The organism is Streptomyces sp. NPDC057950 (assembly GCF_042887295.1).
In the GTDB taxonomy this organism is placed as follows: domain Bacteria; phylum Actinomycetota; class Actinomycetes; order Streptomycetales; family Streptomycetaceae; genus Streptomyces; species Streptomyces kaempferi.
In genome coordinates this window covers 238,970-261,126 of sequence record NZ_JBHVPP010000013.1, presented here as the reverse complement: position 1 = coordinate 261,126, position 22,157 = coordinate 238,970, and the positions used below count along the sequence as shown (strand labels likewise).

At 71.4% G+C, this 22,157-nt stretch carries 17 protein-coding genes and 2 pseudogenes; 9 read left to right on the top strand and 10 right to left on the bottom strand.

Annotated features, from left to right (window positions below; translation table 11 throughout):
• Positions 1-175 precede the first annotated feature (175 nt).
• Both ACFVTC_RS22865 and ACFVTC_RS22860 read right to left on the bottom strand, forming a co-directional pair.
• Positions 176-835, bottom strand: coding sequence for a SurA N-terminal domain-containing protein (locus tag ACFVTC_RS22865; protein WP_390129773.1), 660 nt, complete (start codon positions 833-835; stop codon positions 176-178).
• A 167-nt stretch (positions 836-1,002) separates the two neighbouring features.
• On the bottom strand, positions 1,003-1,641 hold the full coding sequence (locus tag ACFVTC_RS22860; protein ID WP_390129771.1) for a hypothetical protein: 639 nt from the start codon (positions 1,639-1,641) through the stop codon (positions 1,003-1,005).
• Positions 1,642-1,828: 187 nt separating this feature from the next.
• Here ACFVTC_RS22860 and ACFVTC_RS22855 point away from each other — a divergent pair, with 187 nt between their 5' ends.
• On the top strand, positions 1,829-2,068 hold the full coding sequence (locus ACFVTC_RS22855; RefSeq protein WP_390129770.1) for a hypothetical protein: 240 nt from the start codon (positions 1,829-1,831) through the stop codon (positions 2,066-2,068).
• On the opposite strand, the gene ACFVTC_RS22850 is transcribed toward ACFVTC_RS22855, so the two are convergent.
• Positions 2,058-2,885, bottom strand: coding sequence for a glycoside hydrolase domain-containing protein (locus ACFVTC_RS22850; RefSeq protein WP_390129768.1), 828 nt, complete (start codon positions 2,883-2,885; stop codon positions 2,058-2,060). The genes ACFVTC_RS22855 and ACFVTC_RS22850 overlap by 11 nt on opposite strands.
• Positions 2,886-3,292: 407 nt before the next feature.
• Between ACFVTC_RS22850 and ACFVTC_RS22845 the strand changes: the two genes are divergently transcribed.
• Both ACFVTC_RS22845 and ACFVTC_RS22840 read left to right on the top strand, forming a co-directional pair.
• Entirely contained in the window at positions 3,293-4,015 is a 723-nt protein-coding gene (locus ACFVTC_RS22845; protein ID WP_390129767.1) for a hypothetical protein, read from the top strand.
• A gap of 83 nt (positions 4,016-4,098) precedes the next feature.
• Positions 4,099-4,545 (top strand): hypothetical protein, encoded by a 447-nt coding sequence (locus tag ACFVTC_RS22840; RefSeq protein WP_390129806.1) that lies wholly within the window; start codon positions 4,099-4,101, stop codon positions 4,543-4,545.
• An 83-nt stretch (positions 4,546-4,628) separates the two neighbouring features.
• On the opposite strand, the gene ACFVTC_RS22835 is transcribed toward ACFVTC_RS22840, so the two are convergent.
• Both ACFVTC_RS22835 and ACFVTC_RS22830 read right to left on the bottom strand, forming a co-directional pair.
• Entirely contained in the window at positions 4,629-6,332 is a 1,704-nt protein-coding gene (locus tag ACFVTC_RS22835) for an insulinase family protein (protein WP_390129765.1), read from the bottom strand.
• Between the two features lie 4 nt (positions 6,333-6,336).
• A complete protein-coding gene (locus ACFVTC_RS22830; protein WP_390129763.1) occupies positions 6,337-7,290 on the bottom strand; it encodes a hypothetical protein in 954 nt (317 codons plus the stop codon).
• A gap of 359 nt (positions 7,291-7,649) precedes the next feature.
• Here ACFVTC_RS22830 and ACFVTC_RS22825 point away from each other — a divergent pair, with 359 nt between their 5' ends.
• A complete protein-coding gene (locus ACFVTC_RS22825) occupies positions 7,650-8,093 on the top strand; it encodes a hypothetical protein (RefSeq protein WP_390129761.1) in 444 nt (147 codons plus the stop codon).
• A gap of 161 nt (positions 8,094-8,254) precedes the next feature.
• Here the strand turns inward: ACFVTC_RS22825 and ACFVTC_RS22820 are convergent, their stop codons facing one another.
• Positions 8,255-9,037 carry an HNH endonuclease family protein gene (locus ACFVTC_RS22820; protein ID WP_390129805.1) on the bottom strand — a complete coding sequence of 261 codons (783 nt, stop codon included), beginning with the start codon at positions 9,035-9,037 and terminating at the stop codon, positions 8,255-8,257.
• 293 nt (positions 9,038-9,330) lie between these two features.
• On the opposite strand from ACFVTC_RS22820, the gene ACFVTC_RS22815 reads away from it, so the two are divergent.
• Positions 9,331-9,528, top strand: coding sequence for an antitoxin (locus tag ACFVTC_RS22815; protein ID WP_390129760.1), 198 nt, complete (start codon positions 9,331-9,333; stop codon positions 9,526-9,528).
• A gap of 152 nt (positions 9,529-9,680) precedes the next feature.
• On the opposite strand, the pseudogene ACFVTC_RS22810 reads toward ACFVTC_RS22815, so the two are convergent.
• A pseudogene (locus ACFVTC_RS22810) lies at positions 9,681-9,854 on the bottom strand (hypothetical protein); the annotation flags it as partial.
• On the opposite strand from ACFVTC_RS22810, the pseudogene ACFVTC_RS22805 reads away from it, so the two are divergent.
• Positions 9,853-10,369, top strand: a pseudogene (locus tag ACFVTC_RS22805) (TetR/AcrR family transcriptional regulator). The pseudogenes ACFVTC_RS22810 and ACFVTC_RS22805 overlap by 2 nt on opposite strands.
• Positions 10,370-10,456: 87 nt before the next feature.
• On the opposite strand, the gene mfd reads toward ACFVTC_RS22805, so the two are convergent.
• The 3 genes from mfd to ACFVTC_RS22790 form a co-directional block, all read right to left on the bottom strand.
• Positions 10,457-14,008, bottom strand: coding sequence for a transcription-repair coupling factor (gene mfd, locus ACFVTC_RS22800; protein WP_390129757.1), 3,552 nt, complete (start codon positions 14,006-14,008; stop codon positions 10,457-10,459).
• A gap of 222 nt (positions 14,009-14,230) precedes the next feature.
• Positions 14,231-16,813 (bottom strand): ABC transporter permease, encoded by a 2,583-nt coding sequence (locus ACFVTC_RS22795; protein WP_390129755.1) that lies wholly within the window; start codon positions 16,811-16,813, stop codon positions 14,231-14,233.
• The gene (locus tag ACFVTC_RS22790; protein WP_168528507.1) at positions 16,810-17,598 is read right to left on the bottom strand and encodes an ABC transporter ATP-binding protein; all 789 of its coding nucleotides are present in this window, start codon (positions 17,596-17,598) and stop codon (positions 16,810-16,812) included. Before ACFVTC_RS22790 ends, ACFVTC_RS22795 begins: the two co-directional genes overlap by 4 nt.
• 428 nt (positions 17,599-18,026) lie before the next feature.
• Here ACFVTC_RS22790 and ACFVTC_RS22785 point away from each other — a divergent pair, with 428 nt between their 5' ends.
• The 3 genes from ACFVTC_RS22785 to ACFVTC_RS22775 all read left to right on the top strand — a co-directional run bounded on the left by ACFVTC_RS22785 (position 18,027) and on the right by ACFVTC_RS22775 (position 22,094).
• Positions 18,027-19,559, top strand: a complete 1,533-nt coding sequence (locus ACFVTC_RS22785; RefSeq protein ID WP_390129753.1) for an MFS transporter — start codon at positions 18,027-18,029, stop codon at positions 19,557-19,559.
• Between the two features lie 298 nt (positions 19,560-19,857).
• A complete protein-coding gene (locus ACFVTC_RS22780; protein WP_390129751.1) occupies positions 19,858-20,415 on the top strand; it encodes a DUF485 domain-containing protein in 558 nt (185 codons plus the stop codon).
• Positions 20,416-20,465: 50 nt separating this feature from the next.
• Entirely contained in the window at positions 20,466-22,094 is a 1,629-nt protein-coding gene (locus ACFVTC_RS22775; RefSeq protein ID WP_390129803.1) for a cation acetate symporter, read from the top strand.
• The last annotated feature ends 63 nt before the right edge of the window (positions 22,095-22,157 follow it).

Sequence of the window (22,157 nt, the reverse complement as noted above, 5' to 3'; positions counted from 1 at the left end):
CGCTTGTCGCTCCGCGCCCGCCCCTCGCGCGTCGTGACCCCGGTGCCGCCGACGGCCGTTCCCGGCCCTCTTGCGCCGACTGCCGGGTCCCGCCCTTCCGGCCGGGTTTGCGCCCCTGCCGTCGGGCCCGACCCCCTACTGCCCGGTCCCGCCCTTGCCGCTGGGTTCCCCGTCCTTACGCCGACTGCGGGGTTCCCGCCTGCGTGACCTCGCGCAGCCACGGCGTCTTCGCGTCGACGCGGCCGCTCTTCTCGACGTCCCAGGCTCCGTAGCGCGGGTTCAGGTCGATGCGCAGTTCCTTGGACGCCTGGGACATGGCCTTCCAGAACGTGGCCTTGCCCTCGGCGGTGTTCATGTCGGCGCCGAGCGAGGACGCGACCTTCTGGGCCTCGATCTCCGTACGGAGGTTCTCGTCGAGGCGCGCGGGCGCCACGCCGTACTGCTGCAGCCAGACCGTCTCCAGTCCGTGCGCGCCTCCCGCCTGCTGTTCCAGGGACCCCCGCAGCCGCTGGACGTCCTTGCGGGTGACGCTGACGTGCGCGTCCTTCGCCGCCCGGTCGAGGACGTGGTCGAGGACCATGCTGTGCAGGGTGTCGCGGGTGAGGCTGCCACTCTTGGCGATGGCCTGCTCGTACTGGGCCTCGTCCTTGGTGACGGCCCGCTGGGCCGACCGCACCTCGTTCACCCGGCCCTCCAGTTGGGCGACGGTGATCCGCTGGCCGCCGACGACGGCCGCGGCGCCTGGATGCGCCTCGCTGCCGCACGCGGTGAGCAGGGGGGCCGCGGCGACGATCGCTGCGGAGAGGACGAACGCGGTGCGACGGCGGCGGTGCAAGGAAACCTCCCGAGGAGATTGTGCGACGGTGCACAAAGTCTTGCGATGATCGATGTTAGGCAGTGGCCCGGCTCTCGGCCAGCCATTCGACCAACGATTCGCGGAGAGTTCGGGTACCACCGCGCACGCGTGCGGTACCTGCCACCCGTCCCGGGCCCGCCACGCCGTCAACCGCGCGCGGCGACCTGTCGCTCGACCGCGTCCGCGACCTCGGCGCGCAGTCCGTCGCCGGGGCGCACGAAGGTGATGTTGCCGGAGTCCTCGCCGCTGTCGGCGTTCCGGGCACTCCCGGTGTCCTCCGAGCCGCCGCCGCTGTCGCCGACGAGGACGAAGTCCACCGTGCGGTGCAGGGGTGCGGCCTGCTCGGCGGCCTCGATCTGGGGGCCGCCGGCCGCGAGCACCAGGTCGCAGGAGCGCTGGAGCAGGCCGCTGAGGTAGGACCGCGTGTCGGCCGCGGGCTGCTCTCCGGTCACCGGTACGTGGCTGACGCGCACCTGGGTTCCGAGGGACGCGTCCCTCATGCCCTCCCAGACCTGGGCCGCCGCGGTCCCGTCCGTGATCCCGTCCTTGCCGGTGAGCAGACAGGCGTCGACTTCCTTGTAGGACCGGGCCGTGGTGTCGGGGAGCCGCCGCGTGGTCTCGGTACGGGAGAGGAAGTACCCGGTGACGGCGACGGCGGCCACCACGACCACGGCGCCCGCGAGCAGGGCGATGGTGCGCCCGCCCAGCTCCTGCAGCCACAGCCGCGCGGACCGGGCGGCCCTGGTGAGCCATGACCAGGGTGTCGCGCCGCGCACCGCCTTCACGCGCCGCGCCTGCGGTACCCGCCTGCCCCGCTTGACCACTGGTTGTCTCGTGCTCTCTGTCGTGCCTGCTGCCGCTGCGTCGTGCCCGCTGCCGCTGCCTGCCGCTGTCCGCCGCCTGTCATGGCGTGTCTACGGACGGGCCGGCCGACGCGGCCGGACCTTCCAGGCATGTATCGAGGCGGCGCCCATGGACAGCAAGGTCAGCGAACTCAGCGGGGTCAGCCGGTTCAGCAGCCGCGAGACGCCCCGGTCCGCGCGGCTGCCCCGGCGTGGCGCGATCACGAGGGAGGGAACGGGGCAGGGCGGTCCCGGACTGACGACGGGAACCGCCGCGGCCCCGGCCCGCACGGTAATCGGCCGCGGTACCCGTACCGGCGCGATCCTCATGCCCCACTCCTTCGTCCTCATCGGCGGGCTCAGCCGGTGATGGCCACCGGCGCGTCCCACGCGTCCCGGTCCACCGTGATGGTGTAACCGCCGATCGTTTCCTTGCTGTTGACCATGTACTGGTGGGCGCGGCTGTGGTTGGTCCACCGGTCGGCGGCGAACGGCCAGTCGGCCGTCGTGGTGTTCTGCTTGTCCCACAGGGCGTACCAGAGGTTGCCGGGCAGGTTCGTACGGTCGGTGGCGTCGGCGATGGCCTTCGCGCTGGAGCTGCGGAAGCCGTAGAAGCCCGCGCGGTACGTCTTGGCGTTGAGCGTCTTGTCGAAGGCCCGTATGTACGTCAGCGTCGCGGTGTTGCACGACTTGTTCGTGATGTCGTACGACTCCATGTCCAGGTAGATCGGGCTGCCCGCCTTCATCCCCAGCGCGGACGCCTTGGCCACCGCGTCCGCGCCGTCGGTGGCGCCGAGCGAGGCGGCGTTGGTGGTGGTGAGCTTCTCCGGGTTGGAGCCCGTCTGGCAGGAGGGCTGCGCGCCCACGTACAGCGGGATGAGCTTCCAGCCCAGCGTGCTGACCGACTTCACCCAGGACGCGGTGAGGTTGGGCTGGCTGCAGCCGCGGTTCTTGCCGCCGATGTACACGGCGGCCGCTCCGTAGAAGCCGGTGTGCCATGCCTTCATCGCGGTCAGGGAGGGCGCGGCGCAGGTGTCGAACGCGCGGCCGGTGAAGGTCTTCTGGGCGGGCCAGGTGGTCGCCGCCATCGACGTCTGCGCCGCGATCCCGGCTCCCGCGACCACGGCGGCACCCGCCGTCGCCCAGGCGATGTAACGGCCCTTCTTGGACATCCGATGGCTGGACATCCCCACCCCAATTCGTGACACGCGCGGATCGCGCCACGCGTGAACGCGCACGATCTGCGAACAGTTGAGAACAGCGAAGAAAGCCGCTGAGACGGCGCCCATCCCCCGGTACACCGGCGAACGGTGTCCGGCCCCCGGCGCGCGGGGCGGATCGCACCCTAACCGACGCCACCCCTTCAACTGGGAAACCCCTGATCTCGATCACCACAAGATTCCCTCAAGTCACAGCAAAGAGCACCGAGCGGACGACGCTCCGGGCCCACCACCCCCTCCCACCGCGGATCTTGGGCACATGCATACCCGCGCATGACCTGCACCTGACCTGTCCATGACTTGTGCATGGCCCGCCCGCCCCTACAGTCCGCTCGGCCACATCGCCCCACTTCACAGAGGATTCAGAGATCCCCATGCGTCAACCGTCCCCGTACCGTCCCGCCAGAACGCTGCTCGCCGTCGCGGTGCTCCCGCTGGCCCTGGCCGCCTGTTCCTCCGGAACCTCCGACCACCCCTCCGCCGCCCCGACGAAGGCGGCCAAGGACCCCGACGCCGGTCTGCTGACGGGGGCCCGGCTCAAGAAGGCGCTGGCGCCCGCGTCCTTCTTCGCCTCCGGTTTCGCGGTCGACCCCGACGGCGTACGGGACTCCGGGGCGACGTACACCGCGCCGTCCGCGTCCGCCGCGGCGAAGCCGGACTGCTCCCTGCTCGGCGGCACCAGCTGGATAGCCGTCACCGGCGTCTCCGGGGTGTCCTTCGCGCAGAACGACTACGTCAGCAAGGCGACGTCCGAGGACATCGCCCAGGAGATCGACACCTTCCGCGGCGCGACCGCGGCCGAGGTGCTGAAGGGCCTGGAGAAGACCGCCACCGCCTGCACGACCTTCACCGACACGCAGACCCACAGCCAGGTGAAGGTCACCGGTGCGGCCACCCCCGGCCTGGGCGACACCGCGTACACCCTCACCCTGACCGACAGCGCCTGGCAGAACGGCACGACCCTGCTCGCCGTGCGCTCCGGAACCGACGTCGTCAGCGTCCTGTCCACCGACGGGCACGACAACGGGGCGGCCACGGCCGGGAAGCTCGCCGCGCGGATCGTGACGTCTCTGCGGGCCGAACACCAGCGCGCATGACCCCCTGAATGGGAGCATGACGGCTCGGAGGGTGTCCCCGGAGTGTCTTGGGGCGGCTCCGGGGAGTCTCGGGGGGCTTGACGGTGAGCTTGGACAAACGCCTGGAGGCCGGCTGGATCCAGCGGATCGCGTGGTCGGTGCTGGCCGTGGGGTCGCTGGGTCTGCTGATCTGGGTGCCGTTCCTGTACGTGGCGATCCGCCGCGGCCGGGGCTCGGACTGGGGTGCCTTCGCCTCGTTCCTGCTGTACGAACTGGTGACGCTGCCGTGGGCGATCACCGACCAGAGCGACTCGGGTGATCCCATCCTCGGCGTGGTCGCACTGGTCAGCATCGGCATGGCGGTGGGCATGCTGATGTTCGCGGTGTTCGACAAACGGCAGCCGAAGTACGGCGCGGTCGGCCGGGGTCCGGTGCCGGGCCAGATGCCGGGTCCGGTGCCTGGCCGGACGCAAGGACCCGTACAGGGCCCGGCGCAGGGGCAGGCCCACGGGCAGGGCGGCCCGGTGCAGGGCAACCCGTACCTGCGCTAGACGACCGGCACGGGGCGGGCGGCGGCGGTCGAGCGGCGCCGGTCGCCCGGCCGCCGGTCGGGCCCGCCCGTCGGCCCGTCGCCTCAGCCGCGCCGGGTGCCCCGCAGGACCCGTACGGCGGGCCAGGCCAGCAGTGCGCCGACGCCCCAGAGGAACACGACGATCACCGCCCATTCACCGATGCCGGTCTCCGGGTCCGAGAAGCCGAAGACGGTGTAGGCGAGCGCCGGCAGGGACCACAGTCCCGCGAGGAGACCGAAGACGACGAGCAGCGCGGTCTGGCCGCCGGTACGCCGGGCCGGCCCCGCCTTCGCCGGTGAACCGGTCCCCTCGCCCCCGCCCGCATCCGGTCGTGCCTGCCGCTGCCGGGGCGGCAGCCGGACCACCGCGCTGGGGTGAACGGCGGCGTCGACGGTCGCCATCGTGTGCGCGTCGATGCCGTTGAGGCCGGGCTCCAGGTCCACGGACAGACCGTCGTGGCCGATGAGTCTGCGACCGCCGTCGGGCCAGTTCAGTACCGCCGCGCACGCGCGGTAGAGCACGGTGGCCGTCCGGTCCCCCGCCGTCACGCTGACGCCCTCGCTCCCGACGATCAGCGAAGGACCACCTCTCCGCGGAGGGGCGAACGTGGTCCCCGTGACGGCGTACGACGAGCCGGTCGGCGCCTGCGCGTACCCGGCCCAGTCGGCGCTGTGGCCCGCGGGCGCCTGCAACAGGGCGGTCCCGGCGGCCTCCAGCGCCACTCCGTACAGGTGCCGCGGGGTGATCGCCCACAGCTCGGACCGCAGTTCGTCGAACCCGCGCGGCGCCCGGTGGGCGAGGAGGTCCTCCGCCGCGCCGGGCAGCCGCCGTACCGCCGCGTCGTGCGCGGTCAGCGTCGCGTCGGCGCGGGCCCGTACGGCGTCCAGGTCGCCCTGCGCGATCCGGCCCGCCTGGAGTGCCGCGAGGACGTCCACGAAGCCGCCGAGCACCGCGTCCTGCTTCGCGGGCAGCGCGTCCGCGAAGGCGGTGACGACCGCGAAGCCGTCCCGTCGTGACGTGTAGTCGGTGGCGGCCGTGTAGGAGTAGCCGCCCTCCTGCCGCAGGGACCGGGACAACTCCCTTTCCAGTACGCCCGCGTACAGCCGGGCGGCGGTGCTGTCGCCGACCACGCTGTCCAGCAGGACACCGCCCTTGCCGTCGGAGAAGTAGGCGGGTGCCGTGGGCAGGGCCGACGTGACGGCGGGCATCGGACGGCGGTGACCGGCGGGCAGCTTGAGCGAGAGCCCGGCCGGCAGGCGTTCCCCCGCGATCCACAGCACGGCGTTGTCCCGGGTGAACCAGGTCTGCGCCCAGTGCCGCAGGTCTTCCGGCCGCAGATCCCGTACGCCCCACTCCGGGTAGCTGAGCAGCCCGTACCCCTGCGCTCCGTAGCGCCACAACGGCAGTTGACCGGGCTCCCGGCGCGCCTCCTCGGTGCGCAGGATCTCCTTCTCGGTCTCCAGCCGCTCCATGGGCAGGTCGGTCAGGGAGGCGCACACACCCTCCAGGTAGGCGACGATCTCGTGCTCGGCGCCCTCCGCGTGGAAGTGGGTGAACGCGCCCTTGGTCGCGCCGTTGAAGTGGTAGTCGGCCAGTCCCTGGCGGTGCAGGGCCAGGTGCTCCAGGAGGTGGGTGACACCGGACCGGGCGAGCGTCTCGTCGGCGACACCGACCCGGAAGACCAGTCCGGCACGCATCGGCCCGGTGGCGTACGCGAAGAGGGTCGGTATGCCGTCGACCTCGGTGGGATGGATGGCCTGGCTCATCTGCTCAGCCTTTCGCGAGCGCGGCGGAACGGTGTCGGACGTACGCTTCCGCGGGCTTGCCGAGGTAGCTCCAGGGGTACTCGGAGGCCAGGTTGCCCAAGGCGCGGAAGTGCGCGGCGGCGCGGGCGTAGTCCCCGATCAGGGAGAAGAGTGCCGCGAAGTTGCCGTGCACGGTGACCCAGCCGTACACCGGCCGGTGGTGCGGGTGCAGCACCGACCGTTCGGCGGCCTCCACGAGTTCGGAGTGGACGTGGGCCTGGCGCAGATACGCCGTCCGCTCCTGCCCGGCGGGCAGGTCGAGCCAGCGCTCCAGATGCACCTCCGCCACCAGACCGCCGCTGAGCGTCCCTTCGGGCGCGTTCAGCAGGCACTCGCGGGCGAAGCCGTGCGCCGCCTCCCAGCTTCCGCTCCACTTGGGGCACAACTGCTGGAGCAGCCCGGTCTGTCCGCCGTGGTGGTGCGGATGGTGGGCGGCCAGCCGGTCGTAGCGGCGCCGCGCCTCGTTCTGCCCGAGCTGGAGCCCCCTGGCGGTGGTCAGCCGCGAGGTCCAGGCCGCGTCGTCGGCCGGGTCGAGGGCGGTGGCCCGGATGAGCAGCTGCTCGGCCTGCCGCAGGTGCGCGTGGAGCCCCGCGAACTGCTCGCGGCTGACGTCCTCGGCACGCGCGCTGGTCCGGACCTCCCAGCCCAGCCTCACTTCACGCGTCCCGAGCAGCGTCAGGGCCAGTACGTCGTCGGGGGCGGCGGCGACCATGTCGCGCAGCGGGTGCTCCACCCCGGGGACGCCGGCGACCACACCGACGAGGAAGGACCGGTCGATTCCCCGCGGGAGCCCGTCCACGTACTGCCTGATCCCGGCCCAGTCCCGCGCGACGACGGCCTGCCGCAGCCAGCCGGCCTCGGGAAAGGCCGAGGCCGGCTCGAAGTCGGGGGGTGGGAGGGGCGGTGCATCGGGTGACATGGCGCGGATCTTAAGCGAGCCCTGTGACAACAGGGCAAGTGGATACCCGGAGTGGTAATTCCGCTGCGTTCACGGGACTTCGGCGGGTGACGGTTCGCCACGCGCGACTGCCCTTGCCTCACCGGTTCCGGGCGTATCCGAGGGGGTATCCGAGGGCTGCGCACGTTCCCGGGCGGCTATATACTCCGCCTGGCAAATCTGCCGTGCCGCGCTCGAATGCATCCCCCGTTCGACAACGCGCCCCCACGCACTCGCTCACTCGCCCGTCGGCATCGCCGTGCGTTCTTTTGCTCTTCCATTGCGCTCTCTTTGCGCAGCCTTTCCATTTCCCTTTCTCTTCCGAATACCAAGGAGCCCCCGTGTCCCTCAACTCGCGCCGCAGGCGTCAACTGCTGGAGGCCACCGGCCCCTTGCTGCTCCAGGGGGAACGGGTCGAACTCGCCACGCTGGCGGCGGTCGGCACGGTGTCCGTGCGCAGGCAGGCACTCACCGCGGCGGTGGTCGGAGTGCTCAGCGCCGGAACGGTGATCGCCACGGTCAGACCGCGCCCGCTGTACATCGCCCTGACCGATCAGCGCCTGTTGTTCTTCGACGGGAACAACGGCGGAAAGCCCGGCAAGCTCCTGATGAACCTCCCCCGCCCCTATGTCTCCGTCGGCGCGACGAAGAAGGGCCTCTTCGGCCTCACCCTGATAACCCGACTGTCCGTCGTGGAACAGGAACAGGACCTCAAGGTGACCTTCCCCGTCCAGCACCGCGCGGACGGACACCAGTTCGTGTCACTTCTCCCCGTCACACGCTGACACCCGGGCCCCCGTTCCGACGAGGGGCGGCCGTCGAACCGATCGAGCGCCGAACTCCCCTCCCTCGCCCGGGGCCCCCGCCTCGAATTCAGGGTTCACCGTCAGGAGGACGGAGCCGCCCAGGCACCCGACCACGCGGCCGACGGCCGCCTCCGTCCTGCTCAGCCGCCGCACTGCTGCAGCATCATCCGCTTGTCCGCGGCCGTCACCGGAAGGTCGTACTTCAGTGACACCTGGGCGAAGCGCACCACGTAGGAGCAGCGGATCTGTTTGTTCGGGGGCAGCCAGGTCGCGGGCCCCGAGTCGCTCTTCGCGCCGTTGGTCGGCCCGTCCACCGGGATCAGGTTGAGCGGGTCGTTGGCGATGTCCTCCCGCTTGCCCTTCGTCCAGTGCGAGGCACCCATCTGCCAGTCGTAGGACAACGGCATGACGTGGTCGATCTGGACCGTCGTCGCGCGGGACTTGGCCCACTCGATCGTCTTCCCGGTGTACGGGTCGTGCAGCGTCATGGAGGTGACGATGCAGTCGGAGCCGGCCCGGAAGCGGGCCTTCTCACCATCGCGTTTCAGGAGATCGTTCCGCGAGTCGCAGCCGTTGTGGGCGAAGGGGATGCCGCCTGGAGCCGAGTCCATCCAGGCGTAGCCGAACTCGTCCCTCTTGTAACCCGTCTTCGGCCCGCGCCCCTTCGTCGCCACTTTCCCGATCAGCGATCGCGCCTTCGCCCTGTCCGCGGTGGAAGCGATCACCGCCATCCCCGGCTTCGTGCCGTCCGGATTGTCCAGCGGGTTCACAGCCCGGCTGTTGCCGGCGGTCGGGACGGCCGAGCCGGAGGGTCCGCCTTCCGCGGGCGGAGCGATGTCCTTGCAGCCGGCGACCACGATCCCGGCGGCCACCACCGCCGCGGACGCCAGGAGGACGCGCCGTCCTCCGCCGCTGTACCTCATGTGCCGCTCAGCGGGCATGACGCACCGCCCCCTGGATGAGCCTGGAGAACTCCGCCCCGCCGCCGCTTTCGGCACCCACGGTGAACACCGCGGGCGCGGCCATGGCCGCTCCACCCCTCAGACGCACCACGACGCCCCTCCCCTTGCCTCCCCGGATCCGCCCCGTGCGGGCGCATCTCCCCTGCTGCCCACGGTAGCGGCCGGTATGCCACGGCCATACCGACCTCCAACGGGCAATAGGCGCACGCCGGGCGTATCGTCGGAGGTGACCCACCTCCGGAGGGAGTTCCTGGATGGGCATCTTCGACAGGTTCAAGGACCACGCCAAGTCCAAGGGCAAGGACATGTCCGACACCGCGGAACGGGACGTCAACGAGAAGACCGGCAACAAGTACACCGGCCAGGTCGACGACGCCCAGCAGCGGATCGAAGGCGCGACGGGTCTGGAGAGTGACCGTCCCGGTCGTCCTGACCGACCCGACCAGCGGTAGCCCCTCGCTGGGCCGTTGCCCCCATCGACCGACCGTGACACCGAGGCCGTCCGCGACGGGAAACTCCCGCGGACGGCTTCTTCTTCGCCCCGCGTCACCGCGTGCCGGAACTGGAGGTGCGGGGCCTTCGGCCACGGCAGCTCCGCGTTGGCGACGGCCAGGGGACACCCCGCGGTGTTCGCGGCCTCGGTGACGCGGCGCACCAGGGCTGCGGGCGCCGCGAGTTCGGGGCGTGCGTCCGGTCGCCGAATATCGCGCGGCACGCACGGTCCATGCCCCGCTCCCTCGCCCCCGCCCGTACACCACGGCGATCTGCGGCGCGCCATCCTGAGCGCCGCCCTGGACGTCATCGCCGCCGAGGGCCCGTCCGCGCTCGGCCTGCGCGACCTGGCCCGCCGGGCGGGCGTCTCGCACGCGGCACCGGCCCACCACTTCAAGGACCGCACGGGCCTGCTCACGGCGATCGCCGCCGAGGGCCACGGACTTCCGGCCGCCTCGCTCGCCGAGGCCACGGACCTACGGGAGGCGGGCGTCCGCTACGTGAGGTTCGCGCGCGAGCACCCCGCGCCCTTCCAGGTGATGTTCCACCGGAACTGCTGCGGGCGAACGACGTCGAGCTGACCACCGCCCGCGCCCTGACGGCCGGCAGCCCGCGCCGGGCCGTCGCCACCCGGCACCGGACGCCGACCCCGGCCTCGCCCAGGTCGCCGCCCGGTCCCTGGCCCACGGCTTCGCGACCCTGCTCCTCGGCCACAACCTCGACGGCCCGGTCCGCGGCCAGCACCCCGAGGAGGTCTTCCGCGCCCTGGCGGGAACGCTGTTCACGCCAGCACCGGCATGAGCCCGGGGCACCGGCCCCACCACGAGGGGCCGGCCGCCACCGGTCCCCTACGCGGCGCCGACAACCCGCCCCGTCCGGAACCCGCCTCTACGACCCCAGGATCGTCGCCAGGAATTCCCCGGTCCACCCCAGCAACTCCCGCCCGACCAGCGGCTTCCCGCCCACCTTCGCGGTCTTCGGGCGGGGAACCAGCAGCTGGTGGGCGGCCGGCTTGATGACCGTGCCCGGGTACAGCCGTTGCAGGCGCAGCTCCTGCGACTCCCGCAACTCCGCCGGTGCGAAGCGGATGTTGTTGCCCTGGAGCACGACCTCGCCGACCCCGCACGCCCGCGCGAGCATCCGCAGCCCGGCGACCAGCAGCAGGTTCTCCACCGGTTCGGGCAACTTGCCGTAACGGTCGACGAGTTCCTCCCGCACGGACTTCACGTCCTCCTCCGTGTTGGCGGAGGCGATGGCGCGGTAGGCCTGCAGGCGCAGCCGCTCGCCCGGCGCGTAGTCGTGCGGGACGTGCGCGTCGACCGGCAGCTCGATCTTGACCTCCAGCGGCGGCTCCTCCTCCACACCGCCCTCCAGCTGTGCGCGGTAGTCGGCGACCGCCTCGCCGACCATGCGTACGTACAGGTCGAAGCCGACGCCCGCGATGTGCCCGGACTGCTCGCCGCCGAGCAGGTTTCCGGCGCCGCGGATCTCCAGGTCCTTCATCGCCACGTACATGCCCGCGCCCATCTCGGTGTGCTGGGCGATGGTCGCGAGCCGCTCGTGCGCCGTCTCGGTGAGGGGCTTCTCCGGCGGGTAGAGGAAGTACGCGTAGCCGCGCTCCCGGCCTCGCCCGACGCGTCCGCGCAGCTGGTGCAGCTGCGAGAGGCCGAAGTTGTCGCCGCGCTCCACGATCAGTGTGTTGGCGTTGGAGATGTCGATGCCGGACTCGACGATCGTCGTCGAGACGAGCACGTCGAACCTCTTCTCCCAGAAGTCGACGACGACCTGTTCCAGGGACTGTTCCGACATCTGGCCGTGGGCCGTCGCGATGCGTGCCTCGGGGACGATCTCCCGCAGCCGGGCGGCCGCGCGGTCGATGGACTCGACGCGGTTGTGGATGTAGAAGACCTGGCCCTCGCGGAGCAGTTCGCGCCGGATGGCGGCGCCGATCTGCTTCTCCTCGTAGGGGCCGACGAAGGTCAGCACCGGGTGCCGCTCCTCCGGCGGGGTGGTGATCGTGGACATCTCGCGGATGCCCGTGACCGCCATCTCCAGGGTGCGCGGGATCGGGGTCGCGGACATCGTCAGAACGTCGACGTTGGCGCGCAGCTTCTTCAGCTGCTCCTTGTGCTCGACGCCGAAGCGCTGCTCCTCGTCGACGATGACCAGGCCCAGGTCCTTGAACTTCGTCTCCGCGGAGAACAGGCGGTGGGTGCCGATGACGACGTCCACCGAGCCCTCGCGCAGACCCTCCAGGACCGCCTTCGCCTCCGTGTCCGTCTGGAAGCGCGACAGTGCCCGGACGTTGACGGGGAACTGGGAGTAGCGCTCGCCGAAGGTGCCGAAGTGCTGCTGCACGAGAAGCGTCGTCGGTACGAGCACGGCGACCTGTTTGCCGTCCTGCACCGCCTTGAACGCCGCGCGGACGGCGATCTCCGTCTTGCCGTATCCCACGTCGCCGCAGATCAGGCGGTCCATCGGGACCGTCTTCTCCATGTCCTCCTTGACCTCGGCGATGGTCGTGAGCTGGTCGGGGGTCTCCGCGTACGGGAAGGCGTCCTCCAGCTCGCGCTGCCAGGGCGTGTCGGCGCCGAAGGCGTGTCCCGGGGCCGCCATGCGCGCGCTGTACAGCTTGATCAGGTCCGCGGCGATCTCCTTGACCGCCTTCTTGGCGCGGGCCTTGGTCTTCGTCCAGTCGGCGCCGCCGAGGCGGTGCATGGTCGGCGCCTCGCCGCCGACGTACTTGGTGATCTGCTCCAGCTGGTCGGTCGGGATGTAGAGGCGGTCGCCGGGCTGGCCTCGCTTGGCCGGCGCGTACTCCACGACCAGGTACTCGCGGGTCGCGCCCTGCACGGTCCGCTGGACCATCTCGATGTACCGGCCGACACCGTGCTGCTCGTGCACGATGTAGTCGCCGGCTTCGAGGGTCAGCGGGTCGATGGTCTTGCGGCGACGGGCGGGCATGCGCGCGCCGTCCTTGCCGGCCGCCTTCTGGCCGGAGAGATCGGTCTCCGTGAGGACGGCGAGCTTGAGCGTGGGGTCCACGAAGCCGTAGTCGATCGAGCCGCAGGAGACGTGCACGACGGACGGCGCGATGCCCGCCAGGTCGGTTTCGAGGCGGGCCGCGATGCCCTCGCCGCCGAGCACCTCGACGGTACGGGCGGCGGGGCCGTGCGCCTCGGTGACGTACACCGTGCGCCAGCCCTCGGCGAGCCAGCCCTTGGTGTCGGCGAGCGCGCGGGCGGTGTCGCCGCGGTAGGTCTCGGGGGCGTGCATACCGAGTTTGAGGGTGTCCGCGGCGCCCGCGCCGGTGCCCTCGGTGAACGACTCGTCGGCCGCGAACGGCGACACCGACCACCACATCATGTCCAGCTCGCGCGCCCGGTCCCGGACGTCCGCGATGGACCACAGGGAGGCCGCGTCCACGTCGATGGGGGCCTCGCCGCCGCCGGCGGTCGCCGCCCAGGACGCCTGCAGGAACTCCTGCGAGGTCGCCACCAGGTCCGCGGCCCTGGTCCGTACCCGCTCCGGGTCGCACACGACGGCCATGGAGCCCTTGGGCAGCACGTCGAGCAGCAGCTCCATGTCGTCGACCAGGACCGGAGCCAGTGACTCCATGCCCTCCACGGCGATGCCCTCGGCGATCTTGCCGAGCAGTTCCCCCAGCTCGGGGTGGTCCTCGGCGAGCCGGGCGGCCCGCTGCCGTACGTCGTCGGTGAGCAGCAGCTCGCGGCACGGCGGTGCCCACAGTCCGTGCTCGGCGACCTCCAGGGAGCGCTGGTCGGCGACCTTGAAGTAACGGATCTCCTCGACGTCGTCACCCCAGAACTCCACCCGGAGCGGGTGTTCCTCAGTGGGCGGGAAGACGTCGAGGATGCCGCCGCGGACCGCGAACTCGCCACGCTTCTCGACCAGTTCCACCCGGGCGTACGCGGCTGCCGCGAGCGCTTCGACGATGCCGCCGAGGTCGGCGCTCTGGCCGGTGCGCAGTGCCACGGGCTCCAGGTCGCCGAGGCCCTTCACCTGCGGTTGGAGCACGGAGCGGATGGGGGCGACGACGACGGAGACCGGGCCGGTCTCGGGGTCGTCGGGGCGCGGGTGGGCGAGGCGCCGCAGGACGGCGAGGCGGCGGCCGACGGTGTCGGAGCGGGGGGAGAGCCGCTCGTGGGGAAGCGTCTCCCACGAGGGGTACTCCGCGACCGTGTCGGCGGGCAGCAGCGACCTCAGCGCCGCGGCCAGGTCCTCGGCCTCCCGTCCCGTGGCCGTGACCGCCAGTACGGTGCGGCCTGCCTCGCGGGCGAGCGCGGCCACCGCGAAGGGGCGGGCGGCGGGCGGGCCCACCAGGTCGACATGCATCCGGACCTCGCCGGTCGCGGCCTTCACCGCTTCCGCGAGAGCGGCGTCCTTGACGACGGCGTCGAGCAGACCGTGCAGGCTCATGAAGGGCTTCCATCCGGAGAGTGGGCAACGCGAACCGCCCGACACGTCGCTCCGGGCCGGGGATCTCCAGCCTACGACGGCGCGCCCCCTCACGCCGGGCCTGTGGACAACGCCCACGCCGGGCACCCGGCAGCGCGACGGGCCCGGCCGGGGAGGTGATCACCTCCCCGGCCGGGCCCCTTCCCCCGCGACCCCCGTGCGCGGCGGCCATGAGGTCGGTCGTCAGTCGGTCGCGATCGCGTTCAGTACGTTCATCCGACCCGCCCGGAACGCCGGGATCAGGGCGGCGAACAGGCCCACGAACGCCGAGCCGATGAAGACCGCGATGATGGTGCCCCAGGGGATCTCCAGAACCTTCAGGCCCTCCAGGGCCAGCAGCTTCTGGGCCGTCGCTCCCCAGGCCATGCCCAGGCCGAGGCCCAGCAGGGCTCCGAAGAGGGCGATGACGACCGACTCCAGGCGGATCATGCGGCGCAGCTGGCGGCGGGAGAGACCGATGGCCCGCATCAGGCCGATCTCGCGCGTCCGCTCCACCACCGACAGGGCCAGCGTGTTGACCACTCCGAGGACCGCCACGACGATCGCGAGGGCGAGCAGGCCGTAGACCATGTTCAGGAGCTGACCGATCTGGTCCTTCAGTTCCTGCTTGTAGTCGGTCTGGTCACGGACCTCGTACTGCGGGTAGCCGGCCAGCGACTTCTTGAGGGCCGCGTACGCGGTCTTCTCCTGGCCGTCCTTGGCGGTGGCGAACATGATCTGGTCCGGCGGGATCCGGTCGGCCGGGAGGTACTTCCGCATGGTCTCGGTGCTGAGGTAGCGCGCGCCCTGGTCGATGGCCACGTCGTCGTCGGTGATCGCGGCGACCTTGAGCTTCGCCGTGCTGCCGCCCTTGAAGGCGACGGTCAGGGTGTCCCCGACCTTGACGTGGTGCCCGGTGGCGAAGTCGGAGCCGACGGACATGGAGTCCTTGCCGTAGGCGGCGGTCAGTTCACCGGCCGTCGTCTTGCGGTGCAGGTCCTGCGCGTAGGTGGGGTCGGCGGCGGTGACACCGTCGCTGTCCGAGGACCCGTCGGGGGCGATGAGCTCGGCCTCGATGTCCCGGTAGTGCGTGACGTGCGACAGACCGGGCGTGGACTCGATGGCCTTGGCCGCCTGCGGGACGACCCGCTGGTTGCCCTGGATGATGAAGTCGGTCCCGACGGTCCTGTCGAGTTCGTCGGTCGCGGAGGCCACCATGGAGGAGCCGACCACGGAGAGGCAGGCGACCAGCGCGAGGCCGATCATGAGGGCCGCGCCGGTGGCGCCGGTACGGCGCGGGTTGCGCAGGGCGTTGCGCTCCGCCATCCGGCCGACCGGGCCGAAGAAGCGCAGCAGCACCGCGCTGATGACCCGGACCACACCGCCGGCGAGCAGCGGGCCGATGATGACGAACCCGATCAGGGTCAGGACGACACCGGCGCCCAGCACCAGCGAACCGTCGCTCGCCTTGTCCGCGCCGGCCGCCGTGTAGAGCGCGAAGGCTCCGGCGCCGGTGAGGACCAGGCCGATGATGCCGCGGACGAGACCGGCCCTGCCGTCCGCGGGGGTCCCGGCGTCGCGGAGCGCGGCCATCGGGGAGACCTTGCCGGCCCGGCGGGCGGGCAGGTAGGCGGCGAGGACGGTGACGACGACACCGAGGAGGAGTCCGATGGCCGGTGTGGTCGCCTTCACGGTCAGATCACGGGTCGACAGGTCCATGCCCGCCGCCGACATGAGCTTCATCAGGCCGACCGCGAGGCCGACGCCCGCGCCGACGCCGAGGACGGAGCCGAACACACCGAGCAGGGTCGCCTCGATGAGCACGGAACGGTTGACCTGCTTGCGGGAGGAGCCGATCGCCCGCATCAGGCCGATCTCGCGGGTGCGCTGGGCGACCAGCATCGAGAAGGTGTTGATGATCAGGAAGATGCCGACCAGGAAGGCGATGCCGGCGAAGCCGAGCATGGCGTACTTGATGACGTTCATGAAGGAGCCGACACCGGAGCGGTTCTCGTCCGCGGTCTCCTTCTGCGTCTGCACCTTGTAGGACGTCTTCGCTGTGGTGTCGGCGCCGAGCGTGGCGGTGACGTTCCGCTTGAGCTGCGCGTCGGTGACGCCGTTCGCGGCGGAGACGTTTATCTGGGTGAACCGGCCGGTGGCACCGAGCAGTTCGCGCTGGGCGGTGGCGGTGTCGAAGTACACGATGGCGGCACCGGGGTTGGTCACCTTGAAGGTGGCGATCCCGACGATCCGGGCCTTGAAGTCACCGGTGACGGCGATGGTGCGCAGTTCGTCGCCGAGCTTGAGGTGGTGCTTCTTGACGGTGTCGGCGTCGACCATCGCCTCGGTCGGCCCGCGCGGGGCGCGACCGGTGGTGATCTCCATCGAACGCAGGTCGTTGCGCGTCCAGTTGCCCGCGATGGTCGGGGCGCCGTTGCTGGAGCCCATGTTCTTGTTGGCGCTGTCGACGACGGTCACGTTCATCGAACTGACCGCGCCTTCGGCGTACTTGACGCCGTCGGCCTTCTCGGTCCGGGTCAGCACGGAGGCGGGCAGCGACTCCGGCCTGCCGTTCTGCGGGGTGCCGTCGCTCTTGGCGGCCTTCGGCGACACCGTCACGTCGGACGAGGTCGCGGCGAACAGCTTGTCGAACGTCGTGTTCATGGTGTCGGTGAACACCAGCGTGCCGCAGACGAAGGCGACGGACAGCAGGACCGCGACGGCGGAGAGGGCCATCCGCCCCTTGTGCGCGAAGAAGTTGCGCATCGAGGTCTTCAGGACGGTCATGACGTACGCCCCCGGGCGTCGAAGTCCTTCATGCGGTCGAGCACCTGGTCGGCCGTCGGCTGGTGCATCTCGTCGACGATCCTGCCGTCCGCGAGGTACAGGACGCGGTCCGCGTACGACGCGGCCACCGGGTCGTGCGTGACCATCACGATGGTCTGGCCGAGCGAGTCCACGGAGCGGCGCAGGAAGCCCAGTACCTCGGCGCCGGCCCGGGAGTCGAGGTTCCCGGTCGGTTCGTCGCCGAAGATGATCTCGGGCCGGGCGGCGAGCGCCCTCGCCACCGCGACGCGCTGCTGCTGGCCGCCGGAGAGCTGGGTCGGCCGGTGCTTGAGGCGGTCGGAGAGCCCGACGGTCTCGACGACCTGGCTCAGCCATGCCTTGTCCGGCTTGCGGCCCGCGATGTCCATCGGGAGCGTGATGTTCTCCAGCGCGTTCAGCGTCGGCAGCAGGTTGAACGCCTGGAAGATGAAGCCGATCCGGTCCCGGCGCAGTTGCGTGAGCTTCTTGTCCTTGAGGCCGGTGATCTCGGTCTCGTCGAGGTGGATCTGTCCGCTCGTCACGGTGTCGAGCCCGGCGAGGCAGTGCATCAGCGTGGACTTGCCGGACCCCGAGGGGCCCATGATCGCGGTGAAGCGCCCCCGCGCTATGTCCACGTCGATGTGGTCCAGGGCGACGACACGGGTCTCTCCGGACCCGTACGCCTTCACGACCTGCCGCGCTCGCGCGGCAACGGCCGTACGCCCTCCAGTGCCCCCGTGCCTGGGAATGGTTACAGCCGATGTCACGGTAAGTCTCCTATATCGGTCGGCGGGTGAGCCGGTCGGTCCGCGGATGCGGTGTTCCTGGGCGGATGCGGTGCTCTTGGCTACGTCGGTAAGTCTGGCGGCGGGGGGTGCTGCGGCGCGCTGGTGCCCAGCGCAGTCTTTTGCTGGGGAAAACCCCACCCCCGGGAGTGCGGTCCGTACGACCTCCGTACGGCCCGACCGCGTCCCGGCCGCTCGTCAGCGGCGTAAAGCCAGGTTAAGGACGCGCACCGCCTCGTCTCCTCCTCCGGCGGTACGAACCCTCCCCGAGCCGTAGTACGGAGGTACCCCTAGGGGCTGTCCACGCTCCGGTGGAGTCCTTCTCGGGGTCGGCTCCGCCCTCGGGCGCCGTCAGCTTCCACCCTGCCGCGACGTGAGGGTCGAGTGAGAGGGTGGCCCGAGGCGGATGGATGCAGGGGGAAAGGAATCCCGTGGACCAGGGGGACACCGAGACACGCACCGCGGGGGCCGTACGTCCGGGGGCTCCCTCCGGCCGCAGGGGCGCGGTCGTCGCGGCGCTCATGCTCTCCATGGCGCTCGCCGCGCTGGACTCCACCATGGTGTCGACCGCCGTACCGCAGATCGTCGGGGACCTCGGCGGCTTCTCGGTCTTCTCCTGGCTGTTCTCCGGCTATCTGCTCGCGGTGACGGTCACGCTGCCGGTGTACGGCAAGCTGTCGGACACCTTCGGCCGCAAGCCGGTGCTGATCACGGGCGCCGTCGCCTTCCTCCTCGGCTCCCTGCTCTGCGCCACCGCCTGGAACATGGCCGCGCTCATCGTCTTCCGCGTCGTCCAGGGCCTGGGCGGCGGCGCGCTCCAGGGCACGGTGCAGACGCTCGCCGCCGACCTCTACCCGCTCAAGGAGCGCCCGAAGATCCAGGCCAGGCTTTCCACGGTGTGGGCGACCTCGGCGGTCGCGGGCCCGGGTCTCGGCGGCGTGCTCGCCGCGTACGCGGACTGGCGCTGGATCTTCCTCATCAACCTGCCGATCGGCGCGCTCGCGCTGTGGCTGATCGTCCGTCATCTGCACGAGCCGGTACGGGAGTCCGGGGGCCGTGCGCGCATCGACTGGGCGGGCGCGCTCGCAGTCTTCGCCTGCGGCGGTGTCCTGCTGACCGCGCTGGTGCAGGGCGGGGTGGCCTGGGACTGGCTGTCGGCCCCCTCGCTCTGCCTGTTCGGTACGGGGCTCGCGCTGATCGGGGCGGTCGTGGTGATCGAGCACCGGGCGGCCGAGCCGATCATCCCCGGCTGGGTGTGGCGGCGCCGCACGATCGCCGCGGTGAACCTGGCGCTGGGCGCGCTCGGGCTGCTCATGGTCGCCCCCACGGTGTTCCTGCCCACGTACGCGCAGGCGGTCCTCGGGCTGGCCCCGGTCACCGCCGGATTCGTGCTGTCCGTATGGACGTTGAGCTGGCCGGTGTCCGCGGCGCTCAGCCAGCACGTGTACCGGCGGATCGGTTTCCGCAACACCGCGATGACCGGCATCGGCGCGGCGGCCCTGCTCCTGCTGGCCTTCCCGTTCCTCCCCTACCCGGGCGCGCCCTGGCAGCCGGCCCTGCTGATGCTGCTGCTGGGAGGCGCCCTGGGACTCTTCCAGCTCCCCCTGATCATCGGGGTCCAGTCGACCGTCGGCTGGGCCGAACGCGGCACGACCACCGCGTCCGTCCTCTTCTGCCGTCAGACCGGCCAGACCGTCGGCGCGACCCTGTTCGGGGCGATCGCCAACGGGGTGCTGGCCGCGCGGCTCGGCGGGGCCGGGGACCTGGACGCGGTGACGCGGGCGCTGGCCTCGGGCGCGCCGGGCGAGCGGTTGCGGCACGCTGTCGCCGACGCGGTCCACGCCGTGTACCTCGGCGCCGCGTGCGCCGCCGTGCTCGCCTTCCTGGTGCTGCTGTTCGTGGCACCGCGGCGCTTCCCGGTCCTCGACAACCCCGCGGACTGAGGACGTCGCCGCTCCCGCCGGGTGCGGGTTCCGGTGGGAAGGGAGTCTGCCGGCGGGGTACGCGGGTGAGGCACACGGTTGCGAACACCCCCCACCTCAGACACCACTCTCCTACCTCTTCACACTTCCGCCACAGGGGTGTACCTGGACAACACCCCAGGTCAGCGAAGTAAGCGCATACCGACCGATCAGTTCGGCGAAACCCGCGCCCACGGGGGCTACCTGCGAGTAACGTGCCTCGCCCACCCCCTGCTCCCTGCGGTCCGCACCGGGCCCGAGCCACGCAAGGAGAACCGGGATGCCAGACGCGTTCTCGTCCCCCGAGCACCAGACGCCGCACCGACCACACCGACAGCCCCCGTATCCGCCCTCGTATCCGCCTTCGTATCCGCCTTCGTATCCGCAGCAGTCCCCGTCTCCGTACCCGGAGTTCCAGGGCGGTCCGGAGTTCCAGGACGAACCCGTCCCGCACTCCCCCGCGTACGCCACCTACCCCTGGCAGCCGCAGCCTCCCGAGCCCCCGAGAAGGCGGCGGCCGCGGCATCACGCGCTGGGGCAGCACAGCGACATCCGGCTGCTGCGCGGCGCCTATCGCCGGCAGCGGCGGGTGGCCACGCTCACGGCGCTCGGGTACTTCACCCTCTTCCTCCTCCTGTCGGCGTTCGCGCCGGGCCTGATGACGAGCACGGTGTCCGGCGGACTGCCGACCGGGCTGCTGCTCGGGCTGCTGCAGGTGCCCGTGACCTGCCTGGCGATCGGCGTGTACGAGTACACGGCACGCCGGGGTGTCGACCCGGTGGCGGACCGGATCCGCAAGCAGAGCGAGCTGGACGCGAAGCGGGAGGCGGCTCGGTGACCGGGGCGATCGAGAGGGGCGGAATCGGGTTCAGCAGTTCCGCGCAGGCCATGTCACTGGTGGCGTTCACCGCGGTCACCACGGTCACGTTGCTGCTGTGCGTGATGACCGGGCCGGACCGTGACGACCTCGACGAGTTCTACACGGGGTACGGGTCGCTGTCGCCGATGCGCAACGGCCTCGCCATCGCCGGGGACTACATCTCGGCGGCGACCGTGCTCGGCACGGGCGGGGTCATCGCGCTCGCCGGGTACGACGGGGTCGTGCTCGCGCTGAGCACGGCGCTCTCCCTGATGCTGCTGATGTTCCTGCTGGCCGAACCGCTGCGCAACGCGGGCCGGTTCACCATGGGCGACGCGCTCGCGCGGCGGATGCCCGGCCGTGCCGTACGGATCACCGCGTGCGCCGCGACCATCGTCGCCCTGCTGCCGCTGATGCTGGTCCAACTGGCCGGCACCGGCGACCTGCTGGCGTTCATCCTCGGATTCTCCGGCGATTCGCTGAAGACCGGCTGCATCGTCGGGCTCGGCACGCTGATGATCGGCTACGCGGCGATCGGGGGCATGAAGGGCACGGCCCTCATCCAGATCCTGAAGATCGTGATGCTGCTCGGCTCGGGCACCGTGGTCGCCCTCCTCATCCTGAACCGCTTCGACTGGGACCCGGGCGCGCTCTCCCGGGCGGCCGCCGACCACAGCGGTGTCGGCACCGCGTTCCTCCACTCCGGCCTGCAGTTCGCCGGCGGCCCCAGCCCCCGCCTCGACATGATCAGTTCGGAGCTGACGGTCGTCCTGGGCGGCGCCTGCCTCCCGCACGTCACCATGCGCATGTACACCGCCGGCAGCGCCCGTCAGGTACGCCGCTCGCTGTCCTGGGCGGTACCGTGCGTGGCCCTCTTCGTGCTGGTCATCACGGTCGTCGGCTTCGGGGCCACGGCACTGATCGGACGCGGGGTGATCGCGCGCGCCGACCCGCAGGGCAACACGGCGTATCTGCTGGGCTCGCGCGCCGCGTTCGGGCCGGACGTCTCGACGTCCGAGACGCTCCTGTTCACCACCGTCACCACGGCGATCTTCCTGACCGTGCTCGCCTCGGTCGCCGGAATGATCCTGGCCTGCGCCAACTCCCTGGCGCACGACGTGTTCGCGCACGCCCGGCTCTTCCGGGGGCGGCGCCACGACGACGAGCTGTCCCCCCGCCGCGAGATGCTCCTCGCCCGGCTGTCGGCCCTCGCGGTCGGCGCGACGGCGATCCTGCTGGCCACCCTCGTCCAGCACCGCAGCCTGCAACCGCTGATCACGCTCTCGTTCTGCCTGGGTGCCTCGGCGCTGGCGCCCGCGCTGGTCTACGGGCTGTTCTGGCGCCGCTACACCCGAACGGGCCTGCTGTGCACCCTCATCGGGGGCTCGCTGACGGTCCTCGTCCTGATGACCGGCACCAACCTGGTCTCCGGCTCGCCCACCTCCGCGTTCCCCGAGGCCGACTTCAACTGGTTCCCGTTCACCACGACCGGGCTGGTGTCGATCCCCCTGGGCTTCGCGTACGGCTGGCTGGGGACCGTGGTCTCGGGCCGCCGGAAGTCGGAGGAGCAGCGCCGGCAGTACGAGGCGGTGGAGGGCTGGATCCTGGCGGGAGCGGTGCGGTCACCGGGCCGTACGGGTTCCCGCGGCACGCGCTGAGCCGGGGCCTGCAGCGGTCCTCCCGCCGGTCCCCCCGTTCCGTCGGTCACCGGCGGACCGTGG

Excerpts from the sequence above, each read along its gene's own strand:
- ACFVTC_RS22855 (WP_390129770.1), top strand. The coding sequence starts at position 1,829 with ATGGACAGCAAGGTCAGCGAACTCAGCGGGGTCAGCCGGTTCAGCAGC.
- ACFVTC_RS22850 (WP_390129768.1), bottom strand. The coding sequence starts at position 2,885 with ATGTCCAGCCATCGGATGTCCAAGAAGGGCCGTTACATCGCCTGGGCG.
- ACFVTC_RS22845 (WP_390129767.1), top strand. The coding sequence starts at position 3,293 with ATGCGTCAACCGTCCCCGTACCGTCCCGCCAGAACGCTGCTCGCCGTC.
- ACFVTC_RS22835 (WP_390129765.1), bottom strand. The coding sequence starts at position 6,332 with ATGAGCCAGGCCATCCATCCCACCGAGGTCGACGGCATACCGACCCTC.
- ACFVTC_RS22830 (WP_390129763.1), bottom strand. The coding sequence starts at position 7,290 with ATGTCACCCGATGCACCGCCCCTCCCACCCCCCGACTTCGAGCCGGCC.
- ACFVTC_RS22820 (WP_390129805.1), bottom strand. The coding sequence starts at position 9,037 with ATGAGGTACAGCGGCGGAGGACGGCGCGTCCTCCTGGCGTCCGCGGCG.
- ACFVTC_RS22815 (WP_390129760.1), top strand. The coding sequence starts at position 9,331 with ATGGGCATCTTCGACAGGTTCAAGGACCACGCCAAGTCCAAGGGCAAG.
- mfd (WP_390129757.1), bottom strand. The coding sequence starts at position 14,008 with ATGAGCCTGCACGGTCTGCTCGACGCCGTCGTCAAGGACGCCGCTCTC.
- ACFVTC_RS22795 (WP_390129755.1), bottom strand. The coding sequence starts at position 16,813 with ATGACCGTCCTGAAGACCTCGATGCGCAACTTCTTCGCGCACAAGGGG.
- ACFVTC_RS22785 (WP_390129753.1), top strand. The coding sequence starts at position 18,027 with ATGCAGGGGGAAAGGAATCCCGTGGACCAGGGGGACACCGAGACACGC.
- ACFVTC_RS22780 (WP_390129751.1), top strand. The coding sequence starts at position 19,858 with ATGCCAGACGCGTTCTCGTCCCCCGAGCACCAGACGCCGCACCGACCA.
- ACFVTC_RS22775 (WP_390129803.1), top strand. The coding sequence starts at position 20,466 with ATGTCACTGGTGGCGTTCACCGCGGTCACCACGGTCACGTTGCTGCTG.